We start from the raw sequence: 25,259 nt of genomic DNA, 5'->3' as shown, positions 1-25,259 counted from the left end.
ACGCACCATACAGGTACAACTGGTGACTGACGAACCCTACGGTTTAAGGTGTGTCAGTTTTGATGATTTTCTCGGCGCTTTTGGGCTGGCGACTGACGCACCCTAGATTTTAAGTTCTCACTACTTGCCGAATTTCTTGCCAGAGCGATCGATATTGCTGAATCCCCGCCTCCCCGAAAGGCAGCATAAAGTCGCTAGCAGCAAGAATTTTAGTAGGCGGCAACAGCACGGGATTAGCGCGAATATCCGCAGGCAAATCCTCGGGTTTCATGCCGACAATTATCGGCGAACTAGCCTTAGCCAGCAAAGATAACTGAGGCGCAATTTGAGGCTGCAAGCAAAAATCAATCCATTTTGATGCTAACGAAACTGCTTTTTTCGAGGCGGGTTCTACCCACAAATCCGTCCAAAGTGCAGTTCCCGAAACCGGAATTACTAAAGCAAGATCCTTTTGAGTTTGTAGCAGTGGCAGCAAGTCTCCAGATGAACCGACAGCTAACCAAGTATCGCCTAAAACCAACGGTTGCAGGTAAGCGTCGGAACTGTAAAATTTAACTTGTGCGTTCAGATTTGTGAGTTCTTTTTTGAGGTTTGGAACTCGATCTAATTGCTGCGTATTGTAAGATTTTCCCAGTTTTTTTAAGGTTAAACCGATAACTTCTCTGGCGCTATCCGGTAGAGAAATTCGATCGCGCAATTCGGGCTTCCACAAGTCACTCCAATCTGTCGGAGTCCACCCCAAAGCCTTAAATTTGTCGGTTCGATAGGCAATTACCGTACTTCCCCAGCGGTAAGGTGCCGCCCAAATTTGACCTTTAGCGTCCAATTGTCCGTCATCGTTGCGCCGGACGAGTTTTTGCCATCTTTCGGGCAATTTTGACCAATTATCAAATTTAGCAGGATCGATCGGCTGAATCAATTTTTGCCGAATTGCCAAAGTCAGCCAATAATCTCCCAACATCACCAAGTCAGCTTGATTTTTGGCTTTCGGAATTCGTTTCCACTGCTGCAACAGCGCGAATAATTCTTTTAATTGTGCTTCCTGCGTTACCTGCAAAACCGGAGACGGTTGTAAGTCGCGGCTAAATTTGCTTGCGAGTTGGGCCGGAATACCGTTTTTGAGCGATCGAATTTTGAGAATGGGCTTCGAGTCGCATCCTGCCGCCAATTGACTTAAAGTTAGGGTGGCTGCACCCAATAGCAAAGACCTTCGTTTCACCTGTGAACCCGTTTTATCTAAATATTAAGCGATCGTGTTGTATTCAGCCGCCATAAAAATAATAGTTTATTGAGTCCGGTATTTGGCGCTGAGTTGTTTTACTCTAGGAGGCGCGGGCACCCGTCACCTTTGTTTTTAGAGAAAATTATTCTCACGCTACCCGCAGTCAGGGTAAAAAAAACTCAGGTTTGAAGGTCTTCATGCGTCCGGGAGCGTATTTTATTTCTTTCTGAAACACAGAGCCATTGTACTAGGTTTTGGTGCGATCGGAGTTTGTTTTACCGAAAGCGCTGGTGGCGCACAATTAATTTAACGGAAGACTCCGCCATCCAACTCGCAGAAACCTGATTGTATAATTCTGATTAAAGGTTAGAACGAAGTGTCGGGGTTAACAAACCTCGTTTCAGCCTCCAAGACAAGCTAAAATCTCAAATCTCAAATCTAAAATCCTGAAACTGAGTCCCTAAATCTACCGTCAGGATTTGAAACACAACAATTACCTCAAAAATTAAATAATTTAGTGATAAATGCCAGTTATGTAAAGATTTCCCTAGAATGTAAAGATATAAGTCACGAGCCAAAGGATGATGGTATGGAAGCGCTACGCCAGCAAGTTACAGTATTGAGTCAACAAGTCGAGGCCCTGTACAAACTCATAGAAAATCTCAATGAAAAGTTATTAGAGTCGGCGACGGAAAGGAAGCAGGCCCAGCGGCAGATCGACGATCGCCCTGGAACGGTAGGAAATGACCAAACCTCGTCAGATCAAACCTACAGCCGTCTCGACTTGTTCCTCGAACACAAGGACGTACTGTTAGATGACAGCTACTTCGACAAGAATTCTCAAAGCTTTGAAAAAGAGCACAGCACAGAAATTCAAATCCAGCGCCTCACTGCTCAGCTAACAGCAGCATACAATCGAATTGCAGCCTTAGAAGAACAGTTGCTCTCCAAAAGAATATACTCGCACCACGTAGGCGGGTCTAATTAAATATTGCTGCTGGCGATTGGGCATTAATTGCAGAAAAAATACAAGTAGCGTAAATTTCGGCTCGTCAACTTATAGAGAGATTGCATGGAGTTTTTTCTCTCCCGCAATTAGCATGAAAAACACTGCATCTAAGCGAAATATGGTGTAGGAAATTCTGTAAATCTGAGAGCCCAAATGCTACAGAAAATGATATAATTATCTAGCTAAAATGAAGCGGGTTGAGCGACACAAGTAGCTTCACAGTTTGAGGGGCGTATCGAAATTTTTAATGTTTAATTCCTAAAAGTTGGATCTTTGCAGGCTGCTTCGAGCATCTCCGGCTTGGTAAAAAGTATTTTTTTGCTTGAGTGCTTGAGTGCGATCGCCCCCCGATATAACCCTAAAATATACCTCTTGCAAAAATTATAAATTATCTAAAATTATCTGCGTCGATCTGTGTTGCATCTGCGGTTTATGTATCAGATACTCCCCTAGCTTTGAGAAGATTCGTCTCATGTTTAATTTCGCATCGCGAGGCTAGAGCTTCAACAGCTTGGAGAAGTTGAGCCGGAGTCCAATTTGCACTCAGCCCGCTGGCGATCGCGCACGCTCCGGCACCGACACCCTCTTTAACATACCCGCGATCGTAAGCCTGCAGTTGCCCGTAACGAGAACCCGCAAAACTGAGCTGCGCCGCCAACAGAGGCACACCGCCGATATCCTTAGCAAGTCCTACCGTGTCCCCTGTCGGGTCTTCGACCACCCAGCGCGTAGTCCCCACCGTGACTTGTTCGGGACACCATAACAGAGCATATTCCCGCGCTAAGGCTTCAATCAAAGCGTAGACTGCCAGCATTTGCGTGCCGCCAGCCAAGAGCACACCACAAGTCCGACTCGCGGCGATCGCCATTCCCGCCACCGCTATCTGCATCGGATCGCCCACCGCCGCTACCAAATCCAGGGGAGTGCTATTTTCTCCGCCAATTTTCCACTTAGCATTATTGAGTCCCGCTGTCACCGCAGCCAATTTTTGAGCGTGATTGCAGCGAGGGTGAGAACTGTTCACTTTTCCCGCCGCCGCAATTTCCAAACCCATTAACACGGCCAAAGCAGTAGTAGTTCCCCCAACTACGCACTCCCCTAAAATTAAATAACTGCCATTAGTTTGGGCGGCTAATTTAGCTCCCCAAATTAACCCTTCTTCCAGCAAATATTTGACTGTTTCGAGTTCTAAAGCATTTCCAGAAATCAGACATTTTGCTGGAGTACCGCCCAAATCAATTGCAGGTACGGGAGGCGACAGGGGTAAACCAGCATTAAACAGGTAAAGGGGAATTTCCAAAGCTTCGACTACAGCGCGAGAGATCAGTACCGGAGAAGCACCAGCTTCTAGGGGCGGCAAAGGATATTGGGGCGATGGTTGGGGGCCGTTATACAAAAATTCTGCATCCGCCAAACAAGTAAACTGTCGATCGCGCGGTGTTGCTCCGGCCGCCGAAATCCCCGGAATTAAGCCTGTCGCCGTGAATCCTAACACGCAGGCAAATATCGGTTGCTGTCCCCGATGGCGATCGAGCCACCGCTTCCCCTGTTCAATTTCTGTATAAATACCAATCATAAATTAGTTATTAGTTATTAGTTGTTGGTTATTAGTTATTAGTTATTAGTTATTAGTTATTGGTTATTGGTTATTCTTATTAGTTGTTAGTTGTGAGTTGTGAGTTGTGAGTTGTGAGTTATTAGTTATTAGTTATTAGTTATTGGTCATTCTTATTAGTTATTGGTTCTTGGTTCTGGTTATTAGTTATTAGTTATTAGTCATAGGTAATGGGTAATGGGGAATTGGTGGTCGGGAATTAATCTTTCTTCTTCCGTTCTGATTTGCTTTTGAATTCTGACTTCTTCCCTCAAAATACCTCCATTAAATCCGTTAAATCCCGTACATTGTTCGTTTGCCGAACTTCCCTCTTCCCTCAACATCAATCCGTTACATCCTTTAAATCCGCTACATAATCCGTTGCCCAACTTCCTAACACCCGTGAAATCAGTTACAAAATCTTTCTTCATTCTTCCTTCTTCCTGATGACGTTGTACGGAAAGCTCGGAGGCGACAGCACTAATGGCTAATGACTAATAACTAATGACTAATAACCAATAACCAATAACCAATAACCAATAACCAATAACCAATAACCAATAACCAATAACCAATAACCAATAACCAATAACCAATAACCAATAACCAATAACCAATAACTAATAACTAATGACTAATGACTAATGACTAATGACTAATGACTTCTTCCCTCGTATTACTCTTCATAATCAATTAAAACCTGCACCCAACGCGGCGGCCGCGGAATCGGATTTCCCAAACGATCGAGCAACAACAAAGCTACTAAATGTACGACAAATAAATAAACAATATTGTTAACCAAAATCATCCCGGCGGCGATCGCCCCAATTGCGTCCAAACTCGGCACCATCAGCCAGCCCAGCTTCACAAACGCCCATTCCACCATCTCTGTTACCTGCACAGTGATGTAAACCCAGAGATCTTGGCCCACCAAAGCTGACAGCAGCCAAAACCGAAAAAAGAAGCCGACAGTACCAATTAGCGCACCCACAATAATAGATAAAGACCAACTAGCTTTGCGCCTCCAAAGTCCTCCCAGCGCCACTCCCATAATTCCAAAAGGAATCACGTATAAAATGCTTCGCGTCGGGCCCATGAGTACCGAAAGCAGCAAACCCGATACCAAAGCTGACATCCAAGCGGCTCGGTTGCCCCAGCGCAGGTAAACCAAGGCGATGGGGAGGGGGAAAAAAACCCGCAGCAAAGGCCCCAGCGGAAAGTAATAATTTACCAGCCAAATCAAGCTAGCCGTACTTGCCAAAAATGCGGTTTCTACGAGCCTCAAAGGCGCTTCCGGGCCAGCGCGCGTCCCCGTATCTGGATTTGGGCGATCGCCCGCCAAATTTGAAATATCTGCAGTTTGGGGATCGTTATTGGTACTGGGTGAACTGCTCGAATTAGACGCGGCATCTGCTGACAAAAAATCACTCATCCGATTTTAGATTTTAGATTTTAGATTTTAGATTTTCAGGGACTTGGCGCTGGCTGATTCCCGGTTTTTGATTCCCGGTTGTTGGTTTTTGATTTTTGATTAGACTTGAGTTGCACAAGTCTTCGATCCAGAAACCGCAGATATCGGGCAGATGGAACACACCCTATAGCAGATAATTTCAGGGTATTTTCCGATTTTTGCAATTCAACTCTATTTGGAATTTTTGATTTTAGGAGAAACCGGGTTTAGATGCCTGCGCCAGTCTTATTTTAGATTAATTTTATCCGCCCAACTTTGGGGCAGTATCATTTTTCGGGTTGAGCGTCCTGAATTACAAAAACCGAACAAGATGCGTGGTGAACCACATAATTGCTGACACTGCCGAGGAAAGCTTCTGTGAAGCCCGTGCGGCCGCGCCTCCCCACTACTATTAAATCTGCGCCCCAATTTTCGGCCGCTTCACAGACAGAATGCCCTGCATCTCCATCCATTTTGCAGTCAAATTCCACTTGCAATCCTTGTTTTGTGGCAGCGTCGCAGTAATTTTTTAGCAAGCCCGAAGTCTTTTCGATCTCACTTTCCTGTCGCAAACGTTGAGCTTGATAAGCTCGATCCATTAACTCGACATTCATGCCCAAATCTACTGGAATTGGTACTGCCACCTCGCCTAGGGTGTTGACAGTAACGCAGTGAAATAGCATCATCTGAGATCGATCGCCCACAGCTAATTCTAGAGCTTGACTGAAGACGCGCTGGCCCAGTTCAGAATCATCAACGGCGGCGAAAATTTTCTTAAAACTCACAGCTTTACCTCCGGCGGGAAATCATCAATATCAGTTAATTAACAGAGAGTGCTTTTTAATTAGATTCTAATTAGCAGTCTCTGATACTTCTACATTAACAGACGCTCCAAGGCCTGTAGGTCGGGAATGCACAAAACGTCACGTTCGCGCTGAATTGTTCCTTTTTTTTCCAGCTTGCTGAGCACTCGCGTTACTGTTTCCCGAGCCAGCCCGCTGAGGCTGCTCAATTCTCTGTGTGGGAGGTTGGGAATTTCTGTGCCTCCTGTTTCCAGGATTTTTTTGCCTTGCCCCTCTGCCAAAAATAACAGAATATCTGCTACTCGCGAGGTACTGTCCGACTCTCGCAAACGCAGGCGGCGGTTGACTTGCCGCAGGCGGCGAGCCATCAGTTGAGCTAGCCGAATGCCCGCTAGCGGCTCGGTATGAATCAGTTGCACAAAATCCTGAGCTGGCATATTCCCGATCAGTGTCGGGGCTAGGGTGATGACATCTGTCGATCGCGGTGTTTCTTCGATCGCTGCCATTTCTCCAAACAATTCTCCTTTCCCTAAAATATTCAGTGTTACTTCTTTTCCGTCTAGGTTGTAGGTGCGAATTTTTACCCAACCATCTAATATAAAATACACTGATGTTCCCCAGTCATTTTCCAGCAAAATCACTTGATTTGACGGATGACTCCGGGTAACGATGTGGACAGTTGCTCTTTCAATTACAGGGTCGGGTAAACCTACAAAAAAAGGAGTAGAAACAATCAATTGATTTATATTAGACTGCGGATCTCGGGTGTTAAAGCGGTCTTCCATGAGGCCATTATTTTAATTTACGCGCTTGAGCTGCGCTGGGCAGTTAGAAATAGTTGGCAGCCGAGTCATTCGATGGGAAATTCAAAATTTGAGAAACAACTATCTCAAATCGGCAATTTTACCTCTCAAGTTAGGCGGTCTATCGGTCGAATATGGAAATTAATACCTTCAAGTTCTGATGGCGAGCTAGAAACTAAAGAATATACCATGATTTTTTAGATATATACCGCAAAGCAAATTTTATTAACAAAATTTAAGCAGCGTGGCAAGCTGCTTGTGCCGATCGAGTTAACGAAGACCAGCACTTGACGAAAACAAGCTTAACACTGTTGAGAGATTTGTGGTCAGCCGGCCCAGCAGTCGATCGGCACGGAGAAACACCACAAGCGGGCACACCGGGTATACAGCGACCAAATCGACCGCAACCGCTGGGAGTCTAATGATACCATTAATCTTTCTAACCACGAATACAGATCAAAAGCTATCATCGGAGGTTGTTACCATCAACTGTAGCCGGATAAAGCCGAATTTGGGGCACCTAAATCCTACAATTTTCGATTGAAGATTAAAGAATTGAAGCATTGGGAATGAGTTACTGGATATGAGTTTGGGTTAGGGACATACAGTTGCATTGTTTTTTTGAAACGGTAAGTAGGGCGGGCAGAATTAATTACACTTGCAAATAGCCCCAGGGCCTAACCAGCTTCAAGAGTCTTTTTGTAATTAATGGGGCTGTTACCGATCGCCAATTGTTTGAGGTTTTTTCTGTCGGAGTAAGGCCTTCTCAACCCGGTTTTTGAGACGATCGCGGCCCGCGAGCCAGAGACGGGCGATCGAGAAACCGGGTTTTTGAACTGCGACGCGCGAACTGTTCTGCTTTCGGTGAAAGAGCGAGATAGAATGGCCAGCCGGTGCGGCACGCCACAGCCCCGGGCCGGTGCCAGCCTGCATTTCATCAAGCCCAGCTATCCCTCTTCCGGGATCGTCCCTGCAGTCGATCGGCAAAAACGGAAAGCAGCCACAGAATTTGAGAACATTTGCAGTTGATAGAAGCCAGCATTTGATGCGGAAGTACCAGCTAACCTATGATGGGTAATAGAAGTCATCCGAAGGCAAAAGCAAAAGGTTAATTCCAAGTTGTCATAAAATATTAGTCGATTATTTACAGGCTCGCATTCAGATTATTCTATCTATTGGTATAGCTGCCGCCTGACTTCACTCTTTTTTCAACAAAATTTCTGCCAAGCCGCATTCCCAGAGGTTCCGCCCTTGAATTCTCAGAAGTACAAAATTCAAGCACTAATTGCTGAGATTGACGAGGTACTCAGCAAGCCCGCCCCCCGCTTGCCTTGGACGGGTTCTCTTGATACTGTCCACCAGCGCCAACTGTTAGAGCGAGTTCGCGCTTACCTGTTTTCCCAAGACTCAAAGCTAGCAATTCCCAACAGGCCGCCGGCCCCAAACGTCCGCCCGGTACCGGTTCCAGTGCCAAAATTGCCGATGCCGCCCGCGATTCCCTCAGCAGCAGAGCAAATTATGCTTGCCGTCACCGGAGAAATTAGCAACCTGCGTTCGAGCCTGACGGGGCCGCTGCAAGAAGACATAGAAGCTCTGCGACAAGAGCAGCAAGCTCTAATTCAAGAAATCAAACAGCTAGAAGCACAACGGCAGCAGCAACAATCCCTAGCTCAGCAACAAGCTAACCAACAGCAAATCATTTCTGAATTCTTGCAGGTGCTCAGGAGCCGCTTGACAGAAACCTTGGATCGCGATTTGTCCCAAATTTTCGCTACCCTAGAAAATCAGTTTTTGCCAAGTAGTGCAGCACAATCCGAACAATCGGCTTTAAACCCACAAACTTCAGAAGAACTCCCGCTGCTGACACCGGGTCAGAGGTTGGAGCAAATGCAAAATTTCCAAGCTCGTGCCGACAGCCTGCTGATGAGGCTAGATTCGACGATGAATATGGCCTTCGAGGGTTTGGAAACAAATTTGCAAAGCTATCAAGCTTCCTTGGGACAAGGACTCGAAAATATGTACGGTTTGAGCCAGCAGAGCGAGGCAATGTTCGCGGCTTTTGTTAACCACTTGGCGACACAGTTGGGACGAGAAGCGTCTTCCTACGTTCAGCAGCCGATATCTGTGGAAAACCTCGAAACGGCAGCCCCAAGAGCCACAGACAGCTCTGGTGCGGCTCCCGCTATCTCAAATCGGGCGATCGAACCGGATGCCCCTGCCACCCGTGAAAATCTGAGCGGCGAACTGCCAGAACAAGACAGATTTCCCTACGCCGGTACAGAAATTTCTCAGCAATTCGGACAGGTGAGGCACGATCGCGATCCTATTGAAACTCCTCTCTCTCTCTCGGATTGGGAAGATAATTTGTTCGGTTCTGCACCAGAAGAAGAATCAGCATCTGTAACTCTGTTGTCCGGCGCTGAGTCGGAAGATATGTTAGCAGAAAATGGCGAAGATGTTGAAGATTTGTACGCAAGTTTGTTTGCGGAAAAAGAAGTCGCAGAATTAAAATTAGAACTCGAAGAGTTTACTATAGAAAATACTGAAAGTGCTGCGACCAATAAAGCGGTAATATCTCAAAAAGCAGGCGAGGAAACTGCCGAACTCTTGAATGATGCGGAAGATTTGTTTGTAAATCTGCTGGATGAAGGCGAATCGCTGGAAGATTATTTGGGTGAAACTTCAGACTTTGTAATCGGTGATTCGATCGAGGATCTAACTTTAGATAGTGAAGATTTATTTGAACTGCAAGTTGCAACAGTACCTCAAGTTTCAGAACCGCCAGCCAAAAGTTCGATCGCGCCGCAACTTGATTCGGACGATCGACCAAATCGAGCAACGGCTAAAAACCTAGGCGATAGTTCCGACACTGCAACATTACCACAGCCGCCGACTTTGAGCGCGACTCCTGAAACTAGCCCGAAGCAACCCAGTGCCGCGCGCCTCCCCAGTGCTCGTGATGTTCGCACGGGCGAGTCCGACGCATCTTCGCAGCTATTAGATGATGACTACATCCAAGCTTCGCCGGATGAGGATTTGCTGCCGGTTGAAGCATTAGAAGATGACCTCGATCGAGCTCTAAATTTGGATAACAATACTCTGGAATTGTTGGAGACAGACCTCTACAATCTGGAGGGATTGGAAAATACGGCCCAAGGGCGATCGAATTCAAGTGCGGTTAGCAGCTTTAATTTGGCGAATTCCTCCGACGACGGTGCAGAAAATCCCTTTCCCGAAACCCTAGAGGAAGAATTCGGCACGCTGGAGGATTTGTTCTCCGATGTGTTGGAACTCTCATCTGAAGATGAACCGTTTGTTGTGGAAGACGAACTTGAGGATGATTTGTTTGTTGAGGAAGATGAGTCAAAGTTGACGCTAGACGACATTTTGGCTAGTTTGACTCAAACCGATCGAGAAATTGCAGAAACTGATGAATTGCGATCGACTCCAGCAGAAAGTAAAAAAAAAACCTAATTCCCACAGAGAATAAAACAAAAGCTGTTGAGGCGAAAACCGAGCCTAGGGAAAGCGCGCAGCAGCAAGAGTCGCCAGCAGATTTTGTTCCCAGCGAGATCGCCCCTTCCTCCTCTCAATCTCCAAAACGCCGGAATTCTCGCTGGTATTTGGGCATTGATTTGGCATCGGGCGGACTGTCGGCTGCTTTGCTCGATCGCACCAGCGGCAAGTTGTACCCGATTTACTGGGAAACACCGCAGGCCCCGGAAGCCTCGGCTACCTTTCGGATTCCCTCGGTTGTGGCGGTGGAGGAAACAGTCCCAAGCAATGCAGACCCGCAGGTGGCTTGGCCAGGGGAAGAATTTTTGCTGCAAAATTTTAAATTGCCTTTAAAAGTGACCATTCCTTATCAGCGAGAAGCTGCTGGGATGTACGAACCGCTGTTGCAGTGCTATGGCGGGGCTTTGTCGGTCGCCATACCGGTGCAAGGTGTACGGGCGCTGCTGGCTACTTTGAATCCCCGCCGAGGGCAAAAAGTTGGGGGATCGGGGGAAGTTTGTAAAGCTTCGGGACTGACTGCTGAAACTCTGGATGCGGCACTCTCAGACTTGCAGGGTGTAATTTTGGGGACTCCGGCGGGTTGGTCGGATGCTTATCGGTTTAACCTGCGGGAGGCTGTTTTGGGCGCAGGTTTGGTGGCTTCGGCTTCGCAAATTTTTGTGGTGCCAGATGCGATCGCCACTTTAATTGCTGTTGTAACTCCTATCAAAAATTCCACAAAAGTGCAATCTTTGGCGCTCGATTCTATTAGTGGCAAAGTCGCAGAAGCTGTACCGCTAACTGTGAATGATGGGGCTTTTAGCGGGGGAACTTTGATTCTGAATGCGGGGGCGACAACGGTGGAATTAGCTTTAGTTGATTTGCCCTCCAATCTTGAAAGTTTAACTCGTGCTGATTTTACTTGCCAAAGTTTTGATGTTGCTGGCGATGCTTTCGATCAGGATATTGTCTGTCAGTTGTTGGCGAAAAATGAAACTTGGGGAATGTCGGTCGATTTGCCGCGTCCGGGGCATCCCGATTTGCCTAGTCGCTATCAATTGCAGCAGCGGTTGCAAGGTTCTGCTTTTGGGCTGCAATTGTTGGCAGCGGCAAGGCATTTGAAAGTTATTTTGCAACATCAAGAAAGTTTTGTTTTGAATATTGGCCAGCAGCATTGGGATGTGAAGCGCAGAGATTTGGAAAGTCTGGTTTTAGTGCCTTTTGTGCAGCAGTTGAACCGCGAATTAAATGCTTTGCTCAGCCGCGCGGGAATGTCGCCGGCGGGGATCGATCGCGCGATTTGTACTGGAGGTATGGGCGCTTGGCCTGCGATCGCCCGTTGGTTGCGACAGAAGCTGCCCAATGCGATCGTCGTTCAAGACAGGCTAGACAGGGAATTTGAGGGCGATCGCAATATTTCTGAGTCACACAATTCGGCTGTTGATTCTGTATTGCCAAGCACAAACTATTCAGAAAAAATTGGTTTAGTTGCCTGCGGGTTGGCGAGTTTGGCTCTTTATCCTCAAATTTTGGATGTGCCGCAGCAGTACAGCGACTTTTTTCTGCTGTGGGAATTAATGCAGGTTTTGGGTGCCCAAACTCAGAGTTTTGAGGAAATTTTGCAGTTGTTGGAACGCCAAGGCGTGAATACCCGCACCTGCAGGCCTCGGATTTTGGAGATTTTGGCTGGAAAATTGCCGGCGGGACTTTTGCCGGAGGAGCAAGATTTCATGTTGCTAGCCCAGGAGTCGAGGCAAAATCCTGATTGGCAAGCAATTTTGGCTGAGCCGCTTTTCTTTGAGGATGTCTCGCGGGGTTATCGCTTGAATATCGAGCACGCTAGGCTTGTGCGCGAATATTTAGGAAAACTCGCCGGATTCAGCCAGCAAAAATTTTTAGAACCGCTCACCATTGTTTGGGATGTTGACACACCGAGCGATGGGTAATATCAAATCCGGTAGCATCGGAATGATTCAGATATATATTCTCGGACTCTGTGTACTCTGCGTACTAATAAGGTTAAATCACCTGACGATGCAAGCGGAAACGATATAACGAGAAATCGCTTAAGTGATTAAATTTTCATTCCCAGTCAAGATGCTTGCTTGCAAGTAATATTGTTTCCGGTTGCATCGGAATAATAAAATCGAGTTAACAGTCAACAGTCAACAGTCAACAGTCAACAGTTAACAGTTAACAGTCAACAATCAACAGTCAACAGTGAATTTACTATTCCGATGAAGATAGGATTTGATATGAATCAAGAATCCTCTCCCATGAAAGACAGAGGTTTGTCAAGACATCAATCTGATTTGCAAAACAATTTGGGTTGTCTTAAATAAACAAGCTGCGTGTTAATATACCTGCTGTTTTGGTTGTTAGTTTGTCGTGAGCTGTGGATAAAGATTGAGCTAAAAGCTGTTTTGCTAAAAATAAAAATGTTACAAAAAAATGTTAAATTAAGGGCAATATTTTGTAAAAATATTGCCCTTAATTTTTGTTCATCTCCATCTCCCTTGACTGATGACTGATGACATCATTTCTGGTCGATTGACAACGATATACCCCATGCCCCATGACCTGTTTGGCCAATTCCCAATGACCAATTCCCAATGACCAATGACCAATGACCAATGACCAATGACCAATTCCCAATGACCAATGACCAATGACCAATGACCAATTCCCCATTCCCAATTCCCCATTCCCAATTCCCCATTCCCAATTCCCAAGTCCCAATTCCCCACGACTTCTATGATGAATTTACCTAATTTGATTACTTTTTCCCGCTTGCTGGGAGTGCCTTTTCTGCTCTACGGTTTGTACGATCCCAGCGCCCAAAGTCGCTGGATTTGCACCGCAATTTTTGTGGTAGCTGCGGCTACTGATTGGCTGGACGGCTATTTGGCTAGGAAGCTGAATCAAATTACCGATTTGGGAAAGTTTCTCGATCCTTTGGTGGATAAATTGTTAGTGTTAGCGCCGCTTTTAGTGTTGATTGAGTTGGGTAAAGTGCCGGCTTGGGCAGTGTTTTTAATTTTGGGGCGGGAGTTGACAATTGCGGGGTGGCGTGTTAATAAAACTACGATTTCTGGAGCTAATATTTGGGGCAAGTTGAAGACGGTTAGTCAGATTGTGGCGATCGCGCTTTTAATCGCTCCTCTATCTGAGGCGTGGAACGTTCCGGCCTTAGTTGCGTTTTGGATTTCTGTAGCTTTAACTTTGATTTCTGGCGCTATTTATCTGTGGCCACAATCGGCGGTTGAGACAAACTAAATCGGTTTTTGGTAACTGCAGATTGACGCGGATTAACCCAGGTAAAAACTTCGATCTATTTGTAGGGACACGGCGCGGTGCCGTGTCCTAATCGCCGCTTAATAATGACTGCCCGATTTCCGGTAGTGCACCGCTGTTACCCCGTCATTTTTCAGCAAATGACCGTTTTCAACCGCTGCATAAACTACCCAGTGATCGCCGCATTCCATCCGACTTATTACTTCGCATTCGAGATAAGCTAAAGCTTCTGTCAAAACCGGACAGCCGTTGCTAGCTTCCACCGTTTCAACTCCGGCAAATCTGTCTTCTCCCGGAGCAAAGTTTTTCATGAAATACTTCCGCAACTGTCGCCCTTCTGCTAAGATGTTGAGCACAAATTTATCTCCGGCGTACATCAAAGCTTCGATCGATCGATCTTTAGCCACCGAAATCGTCACGCCAGGGGGATTAAACGTGGCTTGCGATACCCACGAAGCCAGCATCGCACTCGTAAGATCTCCGCGCTTCGCCGAGACTACGCACAGCGAACCTACTAATCTTCCCACTGCTTGTTCCGTGCGATCGCTCCCACCAGTCAACTGCGGTTTCGGTGCCCGCAATTTTTGCGATCGCACCAAAGCTTGAGCAAAATCTGTTCCCGCCTCTTTGCACTCGTAAATCGTCGCCGCCGTCGGCTTAAATTTCGCTCTAATCGGCTCAAATCCAATGCGGTAGCCAGCATCTTTCAGCTTGTTTTCTACTAAATCGATCGCCTCTCCACTCCAGCCAAAGGAACCGAAAACCCCCGCTAATTTGCTCTTAGCCGCTGTTGAGAGCACAATTCCCAAAGCAGTTTGAATTTGCGTCGGCGCGTGTCCTGCTAGCGTCGGAGTTCCGATGATAAATCCCGCGCATTTCTCGATCGCCTCTTTAATTTCTCCCGGTTCGGCAAATTCGCAGTTGATCGTTTCTACAGCAACGCCTGCTTTCGTAATGCCTTTGGCGATCGCCTGCGCCAAAGTAGCCGTATTTCCGTAAGCCGAAGCATAAAGTAGAGCAACTGTCAAGTCTTTTGAATTTTGTTGCTGGCTCCATTCCCGATACAAATTGCTCAGTTCGTGGAGGCCGTAACGGACGATTGGGCCGTGGCCTGGAGCATAAAATGCTGTTGGTAAATCGACTAATTTATCCATTGCCGTCAGCACTTGTTTAGCCTGAGATGCGTGCAGAGAATCGTAATAATAGCGCCGGTCTTCGCTATATACGCTCCACCCTTCATCGAATACTTGGTCGCCACAAACGTGAGCACCAAAAAATTTGTCCGTGAACACAATTCGAGTTTGCGGATCGTAGGTGCAAAGTTCGTCAGGCCAGCGGGGAGTCGGAGTCGCGATGAATTTTAATTTGTGACCTTTTCCTAAATCGAGAGTTTCTTCTCCCCGCACAATCATAATGTTTAATTCTTGTTCGGGAAAAGCGCCTCGCAAACCAATCGCCGCTGGATTTGTACAAACAAAAGCTAGTTGCGGAGCCAATTCTAACAAAGCTGTAATTGTGACAGCTCTGTTAGCGTTGAAATGCCCCAAAATCACATAATCTAGCTTTGTCAAGTCCACCCGTTGCTGCAAAGAATCCAGATAATTTTGGGTGAAAGATTCCCCCGGCGGGTCAAACAAAGCTGTTTTGTCGGCTTGAATGATATAGCTGTTTGCTGTCGTCCCCTTTTGCAGGGAATATTCTACTTCAAATTTTAGTCTATCCCAAGTGCGCGATCGTACTGTTACCGTATCTGCAGCAATTTGGACAAACTGCACGTCGCGCGGTTTGGCATCAGATGCGGTTCTGGAAACTAGAGCGTTAGTCATTTATTGCACCTATGAGAAACTGAACAACAGAACTTCTTTTAATTTCGTGCCAAAATTTGGTATCTACAATATCAAATTTGGCACCTTGAACCTGTAAATTGGTATCCAGATCAATTAGAAATTTCTGGGTTTTCAAATCGTCCCCAATTTGGATAAAGCTCACACCAATTTCTTCATCTCTATCTATTTTATTGGCCGCACTTACAAGAATTTCGGCGATAGCAGCGCCATTTTCTGGTTTTTCATCTAGCACTACAACAATTATTGCTCCTTGTTTCCCAGCAGCCTTTGTTTTGAGCTGAAAATAATCGCTAAAAGCTGTGGTTAGAGGTTCTGCCAAATTAATTGCAGTCGGTTTTGCTGAATCAGGTTCCGTATTTTGTCGCTGCAAAATTTCAGCCAACCGGGCAACATTAGAATTTTTATACTTCCACATAGGAGTAGAAGCTTCATAGACGGTTATGCCGTCACTGTCAAATTCTTGACATTTTTTTGCTAAGTCGATCAGAGATGCCTGTGCTTCTACCCATTCCTCATAAAAAGGATGTTTTGGGTCTCGGCTGCCATCGCTTCTGGCAATAATAATTGTGTAATCTCGGTCTTCTAAAAGATTAGCGGGCATTAGCAATTCCCCTAGTTAAAATGGAGTCTAAATGACAACGGTTTGCCCGGTTTGCTGCTTGTGGCGCACCCAACACCTAGAACCTGGTAAGGTGCGCCACAAGCACAAAGTTGAGAGTTTTGGCGTAGCCAGTTGCCTCCTAGACTTTAATTGTAGGGTGCGTCAGTAGATAGTCGATGATGAAGTCGAATAAAACATCGTCTGACGCACCTTACTAATCAGTTTGGCCTGTGTTGACTCAGACTGTCGATCGATATATCGTTTAATTTCCCTCTTGCTCCTGACAACAGTTAACAGTCAACTGTCAACTGTCAACTGTTAACTCACTTCCTAATAGTGATTGCCGACTTTGCGGTGGTGAACTGCCGGCAGCGCCTCGGGGTTGGATACGCGACCGCTATCGACCGTAGCATATACGATATGATGATCCGAAAGTTCCATCCGGCTGACTACTTCGCATTCCATGTAAGCCAAAGCATCTGTCAAAATTGGAGAACCGTTGCTGGCTGGTTGAGTTTTAACTCCGGCAAATCGATCGGCACCAGGAGCAAAACGCTTCAAAAAGTGCCTCATCAAGGTTTGATAGTTGCCTTCTTCGAGCACGTTGAGCACAAATTTATCGCCCGCGTGCATCATCGATTCGATCGCCCGATCCTTCGCAACTGCTATAGTTAAACCCAACGGTTTAAAACTCGCTTGCGTCACCCAAGAAGCTAACATCGCACTGCTAACCGCGCCTTTTTGAGCGGTAATAATGTACAGTCCGCCGCTGATCCGTCCCAAAGCTTTATCCAAGTCGCTATCGAGGGATTTCATCTGTTTGACAGCCTTGTCCCGCGTCAACCACTGTCCCAAGTCGGTGCCGGCTTCGTCGCAAAGTTGATAAACTGCTTCCGTCGGCGCTTCTTTGATCAAAATGTTGGGAAATATTTCTTTCAAACCCAATTCTTTGAACTTGTTTCGCAGCGGGTAAATAGATGCGTCATCGCCGCCGCCGGATTCGCACAAACCGAAGGATTGTTTGTTGTTAGCTGCGACTAAAATTGTGTTGATAGCTGCTTCGGCATTTTCTGCAGCAGCGCCGTTACTAGGCGGCGAACAAATCACGATCCCCGCAGCAGTACCGACAAGTTCGCGGACTTCTTGCAAGTCGGCGGTTTTCAAGTCCATCATTTCTACGGCGACACCGGTTTTGGTGATTCCGTGGGCGATCGCCTGACTGAGCCGATCGCTAAATCCGTAATCAGAAGTGTAAAATACCGCTACCGTGGTTTCTGCCTTAGCTTGGGCTTGGCTCCACTTTTTGTAACGTCCAGTAAGTTCAACTACATTGTACCTGAGCAGTGGCCCGTGACCTGTTGCCACCGTACCGATTTCTCCCAATTCTGCCATCCGCTTCATGGCGCTGAGTACCGATCGAGCATTGGGAGCCATCAAACACTCATAATAAAAGTGATAATCTTCCTCAACCGCTGCCAAATCGTCATCGTAGGTACTGTCGGAACAATAGTGCATCCCGAAAGCATCGCAGGTGAAGATCACTTGAGTTTTGCTGTCGTAGCTGAAAATAGTATCAGGCCAGTGCAGGTTCGGCGCAGATACAAATTCGATAACGTGGCCGTTACCTAAATCTAATTTGTCGCCATTTTTGACTACAAGCCGCTCAAAAGGCTGGTGTACGAGATTTTCTAAAAATTGAATTGCTACTTTCGCCCCCACGACTATTGCTTGGGGTGCCAAAGCCAACACATCTTTAACTAAACCGCTGTGGTCGGGTTCGGTGTGACTGATAATTAGATAATCAATTTGTTTCGGGTCAATTTCCCCCGTCAGAGTCTCCATATATTGCTGGCGAAACTTCTCGTGGGATGTATCGACGAGGGCGGTTTTTTCGCCGCGAATGATGAATGAGTTGTAAGTTGTACCGTTTTGGAGTCCGAATTCAATGTCAAAGCGGTCTCTATCCCAGTCCAGGCATCGAATTGCCGTTGTATCAGGGGCAATTTCGACTTTTTCCACTGTCAATCTGCGTTGGACTCGTTCAGTCAGGGCTACCATACTGTGCCTCCTTGTCTGTTATCCATTACCTTATTGTTTCCATTCTGACACGTTTCTTTTGTAAATCTTCATAAAATTTCTTATGAAGGTGTTAAGTAACTTGAAAGTTATTAATGTATGGATGGGGCGATCGCCTGCGGGATAGCTTCGTTTCGCGGGAATTTTGTAAAAAATCTACAAATTAGGTATTGACAAAATTACAATTTTACCAATCAAATTTTAAAATAAATGGGAAGCACCCAAAACTCAGAAACCCGGTTTCTAAGTTTTGGGTGCTAGTGATATCAATTCCGGTTGCACTCATACATGATGTTAACAGTCAACAGTTAACAGTTAACAGTCAACAGTTAACAGTCAACAGTTAACAGTGAATTTACTATTCCCATGAAGAGAGGATTTGATATGATGTGTTTCGGAAGATGTATGGGACTTCGCTTTATGTTTTTTGGGGGAAGATACGGTGTCGTATCGCCGTTTTCCGACACTACCTGCTGCTAATTTTCCGAATAGAGAACGGTTGTACAACCAGTTGACTAAGCAGAATGGTGATTTGGTAGTACCGAGTTTTGATTGAGCCCGTGGCTTTGATTTATAGAAGCTAAGGCGATAAAGAGTTTTGAGTTACCGGCTTCCAGGGAGGCGATCGCCTCCCTTTGATGCTTTTGCTAAGCGTTTTTTCCCAGCAATCTTACAAGAAAGAACCGCTATTAAGAGCAGATTGGTTCACATTATAAACCACTCCTAAGTAGTCATTACCAGACTTGATTGCCGTTGAAGCTAAAGCTGTCGCCCCATCTAAAACGACGTTGACTGACTCAAAAGTTAATTGACTGAAACTAAAACCAACCAATCTGATTTTATCCTCAGAAGAATTGAAATCAGTAATCACATCAGCTTGAGATGGGTTAGTGTCAGTATATTGTAATACAAAGGTGTCCCTTCCTCCACCACCTGTGAGAGCATCGAAACCTCGATCGCCCCACAACTCATCATCCCCATCTCCGCCAAGCAAGACATCATTTTCCTTACCACCGCGTAAGAGGTCATTACCAGCACCGCCGGTGAGAGTGTCATTGTCATTATTGCCACTCAAGAAATCATTACCATTGCCACCTGATAATTGATCTGACTCTTTCCCACCAAATAAGGAATCGTTACCATCAGCACCATTAATGATATCAGCACCTTGGTTGCCCAAAATCGTGTCATTACCAGAACTTCCCGTCAAGTTATCATTACCTGATAACGCGAAGATTGGTTTGCCAAAGGCTGATGATGGAATGCTAGTATCATCTCCATCGGTGAGTAAATATTGACCATCTACTACTTGATTTTGTGGGAAACCGGTGGGTTCGCCACGACCGATGAGACTGATTGGCGGCGTGTTAATTACTAATGTGCGTGCCGGTGTTGGTGTCGGCGATGGCCCCGGCGATGGTGCCGGTGTTGGTATCGGTAATGGTGTCGGCGAGGATCCCTGTCCGGGTGTCTGCGGGGGTGTCGGTGCCGCATTCACGACAAGTTGGAAGAAATCGCTCGTTGAGGCTTTCCCGTCATTCGCAGTCAATTTTACCTTTAAGTTTCCGACATTTGCAGCCGCAGGTGTGCCACTAAAAGTCTGAGTCGCCGCGTCAAATGCTAACCAAGTCGGTAACGCCGTGCCGTTTTCTTGAGTCGCAGTGTAAGTCAACGGGTCATTTTCAGCATCCGTAAAGGTACCGGCCGGTACTGTAAAACTAAACACCGCACCGCTCGTCGTTGACTTATCGATAGTTGCACTGGCAACAACAGGAGGAGTATTGAGTTGATCGGATACCGTTAAGATAAAGGTATTGCCCGTAGAGGCTTTGCCGTCATTCGCAGTCAATTTTACCTTTAAGTTCCCGACATTTGCAGCCGCAGGTGTGCCACTAAAAACGCCTGTTGTCGCATCAAAGGTTAACCAACCCGGTAACGCTGTTCCGTCTTCTAGGGTGGCGGTGTAAGTCAAAGGGTCATTTTCAGCATCCGTAAACGTAGTTGTTGGTACTGTAAAACTAAACGCCGTATTGATTGTCGCTGACGTATCGTTGAGCGCAACGGCGACAACAGGAGGAGTATTGAGTTTATCGGATACCGTTAACAGGAAAGTATTGGTCGTAAAAGCTTGACCGTCGGAAGCAGCCACATTAACTTTCAGGTTTCCAATATTTGCTGTTGCAGGTGTGCCACTAAAAATGCCTGTTGCTGCATCAAAGGTTAACCAAGTCGGTAACGGTGTTCCGCCTTCTAATGTCGCGGTGTAAGTTAACGGGTCGTTGTTAGGATCGGTAAACGTACCTGTGGGTATTGTAAAAGTAAACCCCGTATCGATCGTCGCAGATTGATCGTTAATCGCAACGGCGACAACAGGAGCGCTGTTTTTACCAACAGTATAAACCTGTCCCTTAAAGTTTCCATCGTTCGGGGCCGCTCCACCTAGAGGAGCATTCAGGGCATTAAGGATGCTGTTATTATCGACTAAATCCAGTTGTACCGTGCCATCTAAAGTCCCTGTGTTCACTGGGACATTATAGGTTGTGCCTGAACCCGTGATTGCACCGATAGTTGCGCCGGTGACACCATTCGTTACTAAGGTGAAGTCCGCAGCATCAACTCCTGTCACAGATTCATTAAAGGTGACTTGATAATTAACTGTTGTAGCAGCAGTAGGATCTGGATCGAGTTTGTTGATGGCGGTGACGTAGGGAGTAACCGGATTAAAGGTGACAGAATTATCCGTACTGGTACTGACTGTATTACCATTTCCGGCTAAATCGTTAGCAGCATTGGCGGCAATAGTAGCAGTCAATGCTCCCGGTTGGGTCAAACCTGTAACGGCTACGTTGTAATTTTGACCTGTACCATCTCCTGTTACGGTAGCGGCGGCCCCGGTGATACCAGTGAAAGTGATGTCGGTAGCATCAAACCCCGTCACCTCTTGGTCAAATACGACGGTGTAGTTAATAAGGGTATTGCTCGTCGGATCGACTTGGCTACTAGCTTGGTTAATCGTAACGTTGGGTGGGGTGGTGTCAATGACTAAGTTTTTATTCACACCCAAGGAATTAGCAGCACCCAGAGCAGGGAGATCGAGTATCGCTGCGCTAGTCGTCACCGTTGCGTCATTAATCGTACCGCCATTCAGGGTAAGGGCAGCGATCGCGCTATAGTCCAGGTCAGCGATGGTTTGACCTGCTGCTACGGTGTAGTCAAAGGTGAGCGTATTCGTACCGCTACCACCACCCACAGTGCGATAGGTAGCCGTCCCCCCGGAGTTGAGCGCGATCGTCGGTGAACCAGTGACGACGACGGGTTCGGTAAATGTGACGGTAATCGGAATTACTTTACCAGTCCCATAGCTACCATCAGGGGAAGTTGAGCTAATACTGGTGACTTTAGGTGGAACGTTCGCATTAACCAGCAGTTGCGCTGCTGTATTGGGATTTAATGCTGCATCTGTCGCTTTAGATGCAGCGACATCAATGGTGACAGGCCCATCATTTGTAGGTGTGACATCAAAGGTGTAGAGTCCAGGTGTAGTAGCACTTGGAACAAAGTTACTTATACTACCATTGCCTAAAGTGACATCAGTATCATCAAAAGTTGTTCCCACAGTCTCATCAAAGGTAGCCGTGACGCTAAACAGGCCGGTGACAGGTGCTACTGCTGCGGTTGTTAAGGTAAGAGTTGGCTCCTTAGTATCTACCGTTATGTTATTAGCTGCTAAAGATACCGTAGTAGGAGTCAGAGAAGTAATAGCATTGCCAGCAGCATCTGTTAAGGTTGCTAAACCTCCAACCAAATTTATGGGAGTTGTTGCGAACAGGTCAAGAAGGGGAATATCTCCGGCTCCTGCAACTCCCGGAGTGGCTCCGTCTGGTGGAGTATAAGTGCCGCTAACAGATGCAGCGGCGGTGGCGAAAGCTGGAATAGTGACAGTGCCACCATTATTTAAGGCGACAGTTATGGCACTCGTTGATGTGACAGGTTCGCTGAAGGTTAGAGTAACGTTGATATCAGGAGCAGCAGCTAGGTTGCTGTAACTGCCAGTAGCGGTGGTAGAAGTAACGCTTTGGAGAATTGGTGGTGTTGCATCTCTCGTGTAGGTGTCCCCAGTGTTAAATGGTGTTGCGACGGCATTACCCGCATTATCAACAAGCGCTGTGGGAGCTGCAGCTAGGTCTAAGCGGATAGTACCATCACCACCTGCAATGCCATTCACCGTAACATCTACACTGTTGCTGGCGGTTGGTGCCGAAACGACAACACCGGTATTAGTAACACCGCCGACGGAAGTAACGGTAAAATCAGCGGGATCTAGGCCACTAACCTGTTCGCTAAATGTCACCGTGTAAGTCACGGCGGTGGTTGTACCAGGGATTGATTCTGTTGTAGGAGTTTTACGAACGATGCTGGTGACTGTAGGTACTACTGCATCCACGTTTATCGTTGGAGTTGCGGGTGGAGTGAAGGTAAGAGTTGCATCATTCCCTGCGGCATCTTTAACAGTCGCACCGGTAGGTAATGTTAAGGCTGTCCCTACTCCAATGCCATTGGTATCTGCGTTGCCAGCTACAACAGTATAACCGAAAGTATGGGTGGCAGATGATGCTCCTCCACTCGTTAAGGTAGCATTGACTGTACCCCCAGTATCTAAAGTGATGGGTAAGTTTGCACCGCCTATGATGGTGACTGGTTCGAGAAAAGTCGCCGTGAAGTCGAGGACATTTCCAGCTAAGTAGGTGGTGGTGGGTGTGCCGGTACCAGGTGTAATCGGTCCGGTTACACTGGTGATGGTGGGTACTACTCCATCCACATTTACCGTTGGAGTGACGGGTGCAGTGAAGGTAGGGTTAGCAACAGCATTAGCGGCACCATCTGTAATAGTTCCAGTTAAGGCTGTCCCCACTGCGATGCCGCCAGCGGTATCTAGGTTGGGAGCTACAACAGTATAACGGAAGGTTTGGGTGGCAGACAATGCTCCTGAACCCACTAAGACAGCAGTTACCCCACCACTATCTAAAGTAATGGGTAAGGTTGCACCGGCTGTGACAGTGACAGGTTCGCTGAACGTTGCCACAAAGTCGAGTGTATCTCCAAGTTTGTAAGTGGCGGCGGCGGGGGCAGTTACACTGGTGATGGTGGGTGGTACTGCATCTGCGATGACAAAGGCTTTATTGTCACCCAGGGAGTCAAGAGCCCCACCTGTAACGGGAAGCGTTAAAGTAGCAGGACTATTATCGGAGGCTGTAGTTATCGTACCGTTGAGAGAAGTCGAGCTATAATCAAGGTTTGCAGCGACTTGACCCCCAGTTATGGTGTAGTTAAAGAGGAGGGTATTTGTCCCTGCACCACTAGCATAAATTGCTACTCCTCCTGAGTTAAGATTGAATCCTGGAAAGCCCGGGGCGAAGGAGACGTTGACGGGTTCGCTAAAGGTAACGGTAATCGGAATAGTTTGACCTGCCACATAATTACCATTCGGTGCAGTTGAAGTGACATTGGTGATGGTAGCTGGCAAAGTATAACCATAGTTGGCAAAATTCAGGGGTTGGGTTTCAATTTCCCCAAATCTCACTTCTAAGCTCCAGTCTCCACCTAATGCCGCCGCACCGGTTAAGTTATTAGAAGCCGCTACAGCCGCACCCGTGATTTCACTTAATTTTTTGACAAATTTCTTACCAACTTCTCCGGCAGCAACATTACATCCATATAATAGGATGTCGCCTGTTTTAGTTAAGGCTTTTCCCCACTGTTTTAGCCGATCGCGGAAAGTTTCGATCGCACTTTCATCAAGTACCTCAGTACCGAGTGTGATACTCCCTTCATTCCCGTGAGAAATGATGTGCAATGCTTCAATATCACTTTCTCCGGCTAAGGATTGAGTGATTTGCGCGATTTTGCTGGATTTGTCATCTAAAATGACAACTTTACCGCCCTCGGCACTTTGAACAAGGCTTTGATAATCTTGTACAGAGGAGTCAACGAAAATGATTTGCTTAGTCATGCTTAGTTTCCGGTTAATGATTGATTGGTTTTGAATACACTTGAGTTAAGCTGGATATCCTCTCGCCCTATACCCCCTTCCTAACCCATTTAAAAAAGGGACAAGATAGTTCTTAAAGTCAATCCCTACTTCCCTTGAAAAAAAGGTTTAGGGATATCTCCGGGGAACAGATGTCAAGGTTTTACGATTTATTTAGCTTTTTCGACAATGGCACTAGCGCGGCTATTTGTGGTCTTATTCCAACAAAAATAATCTATCTAATCGCTCAATAAAGTCTAGTAATAAGATTGCTTTTCTCTCCTTGAAACTAGACTTGAGAACGCACCTGATGTAACCCTTGGGCTTTCAGTTCATTGTCAAATAATGGCTCGCCCTACTGGACATTATCGAAATCACGAATGAATTTTTCTTCTCCTAAAAACTGATAAATTAGCGATATAGTTTTCTCTGGTACTTTTGTCAATAAATTGTAATCAACTAATAGTAGAGATGCACTTTGTTCGCTATAGAATACTTCTTTCAGGGAGTTGTAGGCAAATCCTACTAAACGATTACCTTGGCTTAATGCTTCGGTACGACTACCAACTGTCGCTCGTTCCGCTGGATTCTTAAATAACTAGGAAACATCAAACCCACATTCCGCACGTCTATTTGTAGTATGCCAAGTAATACGAAAATTCTGAGTTATTTGACGTTTGATTTACGTACAAATACTTAGTTTTTTCAATTTTAAGGTTGGCTCAATTACTAAGTTAATGTAATAATTACATATTACATTTTGAAGTACAAAAGGTGGGTCAAAGGCATTACGCCGAATCCGTAACTCAATGCTATCCATTATCCAGGCGATGTTCCTGATAGGGTAGATGACTGTCGCTTGGGGAAATAGTTCCCAATTAAAGGTAATTTGCTACACCATAGGCGATTGGTATCGAAAATCACTTCTTTTTTATCAGCTTCCGGGTGATAGTAGGCTGAAAAGATGCTCAGAATGAGCGCCCGTTTTTGTTCATCGGAAATGAAGACAGAAAACTCGTTATCTTCGTTCATGGCTT

The 25,259-nt window shown here is 46.3% G+C and carries 17 protein-coding genes; 5 read left to right on the top strand and 12 right to left on the bottom strand.

What is annotated here, in order from left to right; translation table 11 throughout:
- Window positions 1-109 precede the first annotated feature (109 nt).
- On the bottom strand, window positions 110-1,219 hold the full coding sequence (locus tag IQ263_RS06725) for an extracellular solute-binding protein (protein ID WP_194066744.1): 1,110 nt from the start codon (window positions 1,217-1,219) through the stop codon (window positions 110-112).
- 520 nt (window positions 1,220-1,739) lie between these two features.
- Between IQ263_RS06725 and IQ263_RS06720 the strand changes: the two genes are divergently transcribed.
- Complete coding sequence (locus IQ263_RS06720) at window positions 1,740-2,210, top strand: hypothetical protein (RefSeq protein ID WP_339384785.1); 471 nt, start codon at window positions 1,740-1,742, stop codon at window positions 2,208-2,210.
- A gap of 451 nt (window positions 2,211-2,661) precedes the next feature.
- On the opposite strand, the gene cobT is transcribed toward IQ263_RS06720, so the two are convergent.
- The 5 genes from cobT to IQ263_RS06695 form a co-directional block, all read right to left on the bottom strand.
- Window positions 2,662-3,807: a nicotinate mononucleotide-dependent phosphoribosyltransferase CobT gene (gene cobT, locus IQ263_RS06715; RefSeq protein ID WP_194066743.1), complete on the bottom strand. Its 1,146-nt coding sequence runs from the start codon at window positions 3,805-3,807 to the stop codon at window positions 2,662-2,664.
- A 200-nt stretch (window positions 3,808-4,007) separates the two neighbouring features.
- A complete protein-coding gene (locus IQ263_RS06710; RefSeq protein ID WP_194066742.1) occupies window positions 4,008-4,256 on the bottom strand; it encodes a hypothetical protein in 249 nt (82 codons plus the stop codon).
- A gap of 245 nt (window positions 4,257-4,501) precedes the next feature.
- A complete protein-coding gene (locus IQ263_RS06705) occupies window positions 4,502-5,257 on the bottom strand; it encodes a DUF2232 domain-containing protein (protein ID WP_194066741.1) in 756 nt (251 codons plus the stop codon).
- A gap of 305 nt (window positions 5,258-5,562) precedes the next feature.
- Window positions 5,563-6,060 (bottom strand): universal stress protein, encoded by a 498-nt coding sequence (locus IQ263_RS06700; protein ID WP_194066740.1) that lies wholly within the window; start codon window positions 6,058-6,060, stop codon window positions 5,563-5,565.
- 89 nt (window positions 6,061-6,149) lie between these two features.
- On the bottom strand, window positions 6,150-6,863 hold the full coding sequence (locus tag IQ263_RS06695; protein WP_194066739.1) for a Crp/Fnr family transcriptional regulator: 714 nt from the start codon (window positions 6,861-6,863) through the stop codon (window positions 6,150-6,152).
- Window positions 6,864-7,168: 305 nt separating this feature from the next.
- Between IQ263_RS06695 and IQ263_RS29205 the strand changes: the two genes are divergently transcribed.
- Window positions 7,169-7,303 (top strand): hypothetical protein, encoded by a 135-nt coding sequence (locus tag IQ263_RS29205; protein WP_255515824.1) that lies wholly within the window; start codon window positions 7,169-7,171, stop codon window positions 7,301-7,303.
- 295 nt (window positions 7,304-7,598) lie between these two features.
- On the opposite strand, the gene IQ263_RS06690 is transcribed toward IQ263_RS29205, so the two are convergent.
- On the bottom strand, window positions 7,599-7,814 hold the full coding sequence (locus IQ263_RS06690; protein ID WP_194066738.1) for a hypothetical protein: 216 nt from the start codon (window positions 7,812-7,814) through the stop codon (window positions 7,599-7,601).
- 318 nt (window positions 7,815-8,132) lie between these two features.
- Here IQ263_RS06690 and IQ263_RS06685 point away from each other — a divergent pair, with 318 nt between their 5' ends.
- From IQ263_RS06685 to pgsA, 3 genes are all read left to right on the top strand, one after another.
- A complete protein-coding gene (locus IQ263_RS06685) occupies window positions 8,133-10,355 on the top strand; it encodes a hypothetical protein (RefSeq protein ID WP_194066737.1) in 2,223 nt (740 codons plus the stop codon).
- A gap of 149 nt (window positions 10,356-10,504) precedes the next feature.
- Complete coding sequence (locus IQ263_RS06680) at window positions 10,505-12,322, top strand: acetate and sugar kinases/Hsc70/actin family protein (RefSeq protein WP_194066736.1); 1,818 nt, start codon at window positions 10,505-10,507, stop codon at window positions 12,320-12,322.
- 811 nt (window positions 12,323-13,133) lie between these two features.
- Window positions 13,134-13,652 carry a CDP-diacylglycerol--glycerol-3-phosphate 3-phosphatidyltransferase gene (pgsA, locus tag IQ263_RS06675; RefSeq protein ID WP_194066766.1) on the top strand — a complete coding sequence of 173 codons (519 nt, stop codon included), beginning with the start codon at window positions 13,134-13,136 and terminating at the stop codon, window positions 13,650-13,652.
- 98 nt (window positions 13,653-13,750) lie between these two features.
- On the opposite strand, the gene IQ263_RS06670 is transcribed toward pgsA, so the two are convergent.
- The 5 genes from IQ263_RS06670 to IQ263_RS28260 all read right to left on the bottom strand — a co-directional run bounded on the left by IQ263_RS06670 (window position 13,751) and on the right by IQ263_RS28260 (window position 25,254).
- Window positions 13,751-15,496 carry a diflavin flavoprotein gene (locus tag IQ263_RS06670; protein WP_194066735.1) on the bottom strand — a complete coding sequence of 582 codons (1,746 nt, stop codon included), beginning with the start codon at window positions 15,494-15,496 and terminating at the stop codon, window positions 13,751-13,753.
- A complete protein-coding gene (locus IQ263_RS06665) occupies window positions 15,489-16,118 on the bottom strand; it encodes a vWA domain-containing protein (RefSeq protein WP_194066734.1) in 630 nt (209 codons plus the stop codon). Before IQ263_RS06665 ends, IQ263_RS06670 begins: the two co-directional genes overlap by 8 nt.
- A gap of 330 nt (window positions 16,119-16,448) precedes the next feature.
- Window positions 16,449-18,176: a diflavin flavoprotein gene (locus IQ263_RS06660; RefSeq protein ID WP_194066733.1), complete on the bottom strand. Its 1,728-nt coding sequence runs from the start codon at window positions 18,174-18,176 to the stop codon at window positions 16,449-16,451.
- A gap of 688 nt (window positions 18,177-18,864) precedes the next feature.
- Entirely contained in the window at window positions 18,865-24,204 is a 5,340-nt protein-coding gene (locus IQ263_RS06655; RefSeq protein ID WP_228049846.1) for a DUF4347 domain-containing protein, read from the bottom strand.
- An 837-nt stretch (window positions 24,205-25,041) separates the two neighbouring features.
- Window positions 25,042-25,254: a hypothetical protein gene (locus IQ263_RS28260; protein ID WP_228049845.1), complete on the bottom strand. Its 213-nt coding sequence runs from the start codon at window positions 25,252-25,254 to the stop codon at window positions 25,042-25,044.
- Window positions 25,255-25,259: the final 5 nt, after the last annotated feature.

This window comes from Tychonema sp. LEGE 06208 (assembly GCF_015207505.1).
In the GTDB taxonomy this organism is placed as follows: domain Bacteria; phylum Cyanobacteriota; class Cyanobacteriia; order Cyanobacteriales; family Microcoleaceae; genus Microcoleus.
This window is presented reverse-complemented; position numbering and strand designations above follow the sequence as displayed.

Bases quoted from the DNA above. Each gene is read 5' to 3' on its own strand.
- cobT (WP_194066743.1), bottom strand. From the start codon at position 3,807: ATGATTGGTATTTATACAGAAATTGAACAGGGGAAGCGGTGGCTCGAT.
- IQ263_RS06710 (WP_194066742.1), bottom strand. From the start codon at position 4,256: ATGAAGAAAGATTTTGTAACTGATTTCACGGGTGTTAGGAAGTTGGGC.
- IQ263_RS06705 (WP_194066741.1), bottom strand. From the start codon at position 5,257: ATGAGTGATTTTTTGTCAGCAGATGCCGCGTCTAATTCGAGCAGTTCA.
- IQ263_RS06695 (WP_194066739.1), bottom strand. From the start codon at position 6,863: ATGGAAGACCGCTTTAACACCCGAGATCCGCAGTCTAATATAAATCAA.
- IQ263_RS06690 (WP_194066738.1), bottom strand. From the start codon at position 7,814: ATGCAGGCTGGCACCGGCCCGGGGCTGTGGCGTGCCGCACCGGCTGGC.
- pgsA (WP_194066766.1), top strand. From the start codon at position 13,134: ATGAATTTACCTAATTTGATTACTTTTTCCCGCTTGCTGGGAGTGCCT.
- IQ263_RS06670 (WP_194066735.1), bottom strand. From the start codon at position 15,496: ATGACTAACGCTCTAGTTTCCAGAACCGCATCTGATGCCAAACCGCGC.
- IQ263_RS06665 (WP_194066734.1), bottom strand. From the start codon at position 16,118: ATGCCCGCTAATCTTTTAGAAGACCGAGATTACACAATTATTATTGCC.
- IQ263_RS06660 (WP_194066733.1), bottom strand. From the start codon at position 18,176: ATGGTAGCCCTGACTGAACGAGTCCAACGCAGATTGACAGTGGAAAAA.
- IQ263_RS06655 (WP_228049846.1), bottom strand. From the start codon at position 24,204: ATGACTAAGCAAATCATTTTCGTTGACTCCTCTGTACAAGATTATCAA.
- IQ263_RS28260 (WP_228049845.1), bottom strand. From the start codon at position 25,254: ATGAACGAAGATAACGAGTTTTCTGTCTTCATTTCCGATGAACAAAAA.